Below are 5,153 nucleotides of genomic sequence, written 5' to 3' on the forward strand. Positions count from 1 at the left end.
GATACTATGTTGAGGAAAATGTTCGCCACGATGTTGCTGCTAGTCGGTTGCAAAATGATGTTTTCTAGCTAAACATCGAAGTAAATATAGTCGTTCTAAAATCCCTACCTTTCTACTTTCTAGCAATGAGGTGAAATATGACTGCTTCAACCATGATGAACAAAACGGCGACCATATCCAATTCCGTTCAATTTGTTGAGCAAGAATTTACTAAGTCTTTAGCACCAAGCGAAGAAACGACTTCCTCGATTTATTGGGCAAACGTATTAAACGCCAAGACAATACGAATGGATGAATCAGAGAACTTAGCCTCAAACAAAACTAAACCAACAAAGCGTCGTATCTATTGGTGGATGTAGAAATATACATGAGAACCATTGGCGATCGCGTATTGAGTTAATGAAATGAGTAGAATTTTATTGCCTAGGCTAATTGAGAATGGCAATACTTTAAAATTGGCTTAAAAAAGTTAAATTTTTGACACAAATTGGAGAAACATATGTCACAAGATAAATTTAACAACAATTCTAAGATACGAGATAAATCTCTGAGTCTTCTTAATTATTTAGGTTTATGGTCGCAATGTGGACTTGATTGGAGTTTGACGATTAAAGAGGAAATTGAAGACGCTGTCGCTCAGCCCATTGAAGAAAATAAGCTTAAGCATACTAAGAAAGTAGTCAGATTCAGCGCCTTAACTATTTTAGCCTTACTGGGTACTGCTATCTGGATTCTGGCTCCAAAAATTTATCAGACGGTGCAAGAAGTAGGTAGAAATTCGGTTGAACAATTGAACGCTCAGGCAAAGCAGAAAATAGGAGGAAACTACTAATGATAATGACCGATTCTCGTTGCATGATTCCGATTGCCAAGTCTCCCCAAGAATACCAAGCTTATCGGATTAGTCCTAATTCTAGTAATAAGTTAGCGATCGCCTTCGATCCGTTCAAAGATAAAGTCTCATTTACCTGCTGTGTCGAAATTTTCGATGTCGGCGGAAAGACACCTCCCAACCGACATATGTATGCGACAGAAATGTTTTTTGTCCTCAAAGGAGAAGGACGGGCAACTTGTGATGGCAAGACGATACTAATTCAGGAAGGCGATAGTCTTTTGGTACCTCCCACTGGAATTCATGCCATCGAAAACACAGGAAAAAGTCGCTTGTATACCCTGACGATTATGGTGCCAAATGAAGAGTTTGCTGAACTAATTCGCAGTGGAGTGCCAGCCGAACTGGATGAGGAAGATTTAGCTGTACTGCGAGGAAAAGCTGCGAACGCATAGTTCAAATCCGAACTGAATCAATTAGAATCGCGCCCACTTCCTAATGCACCCATTAAAAATACAGAATTCGTCACTTGGAGGATTTGCAAATGGTTGAAAAACAACTATCTAAATTGGATCTCAAGCCATTCATCACCGACGGAGATTACCATCCATCCCCGATCGCTTGGGAAGACCAAGTGTTTTACTTTATGATGCTCGATCGCTTTTCCGACGATAAGGAAACTGGATACAAGGATATTGAGGGAAATGTAGTGCCTGAAAGCGAAATCCGCACCATCCCGATGTTCAAAGAGCAAGATAAAGAAAATGCTGTAAAAACTCCAGAAGACACAGCACGTTGGCGTGAAGCTGGAGTTAAATATGTCGGCGGTAATCTCAAGGGGCTAAAAAGCAAAATTGGTTACTTAAAACGCTTGGGAGTGACAGCTATATGGATTAGCCCAATTTTCAAGCAGGTAAGATTTCAAGACACCTATCACGGCTATGGCATCCAAGATTTCCTTGAAATTGAGCCTCATTTTGGCACCCGCGAGGATTTGAAAGACTTGGTAAAAACGGCTCATGCCAACGGCATCTATGTGATTTTGGATATTATTCTAAATCACACTGGTAACGTGTTTAGTTATGCTCCCGATCGCTATTGGGTGCAAGATGGAAATGGAAATTCGGTTCTCGATCCCCGTTGGGATGGAAATCCTTATCAAGTTAAGGGCTTTAACGATAAAGAAGGACATCCTACTATCCCGTTTCAGAAAACTGATCCCGACAATCCCTCAACCTGGCCCGATGTGGATGCAGCCATTTGGCCTATTGAATTCCAAGACCCATCATTCTACACCCAAAAAGGACATATCAATAACTGGGACTACAACCCAGAGTATTTAGAGGGGGATTTTTCCGATTTAAAAGATGTCACCCACGGTCACGGAAACCTTGACAATTATACCCCTTCTGCTGCGCTCAAAAATCTTTGTAAAGCGTATGTGTTTTGGATAGCGGATGCAGACATTGATGGATTCCGCATTGATACGGTCAAACACATGGAAGTAGGCGCTACTCGCTTTTTTGCTTCAGTTATCCATGAATTTACTCAAAGTATTGGCAAGGAAAAATTTTTCTTAGTCGGTGAGATTACTGGAGGACGGGTAAATGCCTTTAAAATTTTAGAACAAACGGGTTTAGATGCCGCTTTGGGTATCGATGATATCCCCGACAAACTCGAATACCTGATAAAAGGATATCGCAATCCCAGAGACTACTTTAGCCTATTTCGTAACTCTGAGCTGGTTGATAAAGAGTCTCACATTTGGTTTAGAAACAAGGTCGTCAGCATGTTTGACGACCACGATCAAGTCCGCAAAGGAGCAAACAAAGGTCGGTTTTGTGCTGACCCCGATGCCCAGAAAGTTGTATTGAATGCTGTCGCCCTCAATGCAATGACTCTAGGAATTCCTTGTATTTACTACGGCACCGAACAAGGCTTTGACGGTAGTGGAGGAAGCGATCGCTATTTGCGGGAAGCCATGTTTGGCGGCGAGTTCGGAGCATTCAGAAGCCGGGGAGTACACTTTTTCAATGAAGAGAACCCCATCTATCAAGAACTAGCGACAATTTTGAAAATCCGCAGTGAAAAAAAGGTTTTGCGTCGAGGTCGTCAATACTTACGCTCGATTTCTGGAGATGGGCAAAACTTTGGTTTGCCGGAAATGATTGGGGGTCAGATACGCTCCGTTGTTCCTTGGTCTCGTGTTTTCAGTTTGAAGGAAATGCTGTTGGCTATTAATACCGACTATTATCAGCCTCAAACCGCCTGGATAAGCATTGATGACCAATTGCACAATGAAGGTGAAGTTCTGACGTGCATCTACTCTACGGATAAAGAACAAATAGGTCAAGAGGTACCCGTTGAATCTCGAAATGGCAAGTCTGTTAAGATTACGGTTCCAGCCGCAGGCTTTGTGATTTACGAGTAACTCAACGGGTAATGCGTTGTTGATGGTTCATAGCAGCGAGATGCTATAAACCATCAACGCTGATAAAGCGATAAGCAAATTTCTTTTTTCACTATTTTTGTAAAAAAGTTGAACAAGGGTGACCATGACTAAAAATATCTACGCCCTCTTGGTTGGAATCGATGCCTATCATCCTGCATCAGTTCCCGTCATTCCTCCCTTAAAAGGTTCTGTTAATGACATTAAAGCAGTAGAAGCATATCTCCGAGAGCGAACTAAAGGGGGTAAATGGAAACTTGTAGAATCCACTAATGTACCGTGGATACTCACAAATGAACAAGCAACTCGTCAAGCGATTGTCAACAGTTTTGAGCAGCACTTGTGCAATGCTAACAGTGATGATGTCGTGTTTTTTTACTACTGCGGTCATGGTGCTCAAGAGAAGGCAGCAGAAGATTTTTGGCATTTAGAGCCAGACCGTTTAAATGAAACCTTAGTTTGCTACGACAGCCGTACAGAGGGTAGCCAGGATTTAGCTGATAAGGAATTAGCTTACCTAATTTCCCAAGTGGCACAGAACAATCCCCATGTCGTGATAATTTTGGACTGCTGTCACTCCGGTTCTGGAACCAGAGATTTGTCTCCAGAAGTCACAGTACGTCGTGCGCCTGTAGATTCGCGAGAGCGACCTTTGAGCAGCTATATTTTTGCTCAAGATAAAACAGCATTAGATAAATTGTTAACGTCTTCCCGTAACCTGGAAAAGAAAACGACGGGTATAGTGTTACCCAAAGGAAGGCACGTTATGCTTTCTGCCTGTCGAGACTATGAGCTAGCAAAGGAATATAAAGGACAAGATGGTCAACCGCGAGGTGCTTTTTCCTACTTCCTTCTGGAAACGTTGCAGCGAACTAATGGCAGCTTAACGTATCGAGATTTAGTCAGAACTCTTAATGCACTAGTAAGCGGTAAAGTTCAAGACCAATCCCCTCAAGTTGAAGCAACTGATTCCGAGGAGTTAAACCAACCCTTCTTAGGTGGTGCAATTACGGAACGACCTTTCTACTTCACCTTAACTTATAGCAGTAAAGACAAGAGTTGGGCGATCGATGGCGGGACGTTGCATGGTATTCCCAAATCGAGTGGAGATATTTTATTAGCAATCTTTCCGGCAGGAAGTACCCCAGAACAGTTACGTCAATCTGATAGCGAAGCGGTAGCGACGTTAGGAGCGTCAGAAGCTTTATTGCAAGCGCGAGTTACTCAAGTGCTGCCACAACGCAGCAAAGTGGAACTTATTAGTGACAACCAAATCTTATCTGAAAACGAGAGTTATTGGGCGGTTGTAACCAGCTTGCCAATAGAGCCTTTGAAGGTTTATTTTCAGGGTGAACAAGCAGGTATAGAACTAGCGCACCAAGCACTCTTAAAAGCCGACGCTAATGAACGCTCTTCGTTGTACGTGCGCCGAGTCGATGCATCTACGGATGCAGATTACCAATTACTAGCTCGCGAGGGACAATACTGGCTGACATTGCCTACAGATGACCGTCCTTTGGTTGCGCCACTTCCAGAAAAACCCGACCAAGCCAGTTACACGCCAGAACGCGCTTTGCAAGTTATTCAACGATTGGAACATATCGCTCGTTGGACTAACACACTGGAATTGGAAAGCCCAGCCACGACGCGGATTAAGCCAGATGATCTGAAGATGGAGATTGTCCTTCACACTCTTGGTGCCTCTTCATTAGATGGCGACAACTCCGAGACAACCGCTAAAGAAGCGTCTGATATGCGTTTGGAGTATGAATATCAGGATGGTGAGTGGAGTCCACCTACCTACTATGTCAGGCTAACTAACAACAGTAAGAAAACTCTCTATTGCAATGTATTAGACCTAACAGAGAGTTT

Annotated in this window: 5 protein-coding genes; all 5 read left to right on the forward strand. The window is 42.9% G+C overall.

Features of this window, described 5'->3' with window-relative positions:
• Positions 1-137: 137 nt before the first annotated feature.
• Complete coding sequence (locus tag V6C93_RS30045; RefSeq protein ID WP_333480350.1) at positions 138-359, forward strand: hypothetical protein; 222 nt, start codon at positions 138-140, stop codon at positions 357-359.
• A 140-nt stretch (positions 360-499) separates the two neighbouring features.
• Complete coding sequence (locus V6C93_RS30050; protein ID WP_333480351.1) at positions 500-832, forward strand: hypothetical protein; 333 nt, start codon at positions 500-502, stop codon at positions 830-832.
• Positions 833-837: 5 nt separating this feature from the next.
• A complete protein-coding gene (locus tag V6C93_RS30055; protein ID WP_349262883.1) occupies positions 838-1,287 on the forward strand; it encodes a cupin domain-containing protein in 450 nt (149 codons plus the stop codon).
• Positions 1,288-1,376: 89 nt separating this feature from the next.
• Positions 1,377-3,263, forward strand: a complete 1,887-nt coding sequence (locus tag V6C93_RS30060; RefSeq protein WP_333480353.1) for an alpha-amylase family glycosyl hydrolase — start codon at positions 1,377-1,379, stop codon at positions 3,261-3,263.
• Positions 3,264-3,387: 124 nt separating this feature from the next.
• On the forward strand, positions 3,388-5,153 hold a 1,766-nt coding region (locus tag V6C93_RS30065; protein ID WP_333480354.1), incomplete at its 3' end, for a caspase family protein.

It is taken from the genome of Allocoleopsis sp. (assembly GCF_036703385.1).
Classification (GTDB): Bacteria; Cyanobacteriota; Cyanobacteriia; order Cyanobacteriales; family Coleofasciculaceae; genus Allocoleopsis.

Coding starts and splice junctions, on each gene's coding strand:
- V6C93_RS30045 (WP_333480350.1), top strand. CDS start 138: ATGACTGCTTCAACCATGATGAACAAAACGGCGACCATATCCAATTCC.
- V6C93_RS30050 (WP_333480351.1), top strand. CDS start 500: ATGTCACAAGATAAATTTAACAACAATTCTAAGATACGAGATAAATCT.
- V6C93_RS30055 (WP_349262883.1), top strand. CDS start 838: ATGACCGATTCTCGTTGCATGATTCCGATTGCCAAGTCTCCCCAAGAA.
- V6C93_RS30060 (WP_333480353.1), top strand. CDS start 1,377: ATGGTTGAAAAACAACTATCTAAATTGGATCTCAAGCCATTCATCACC.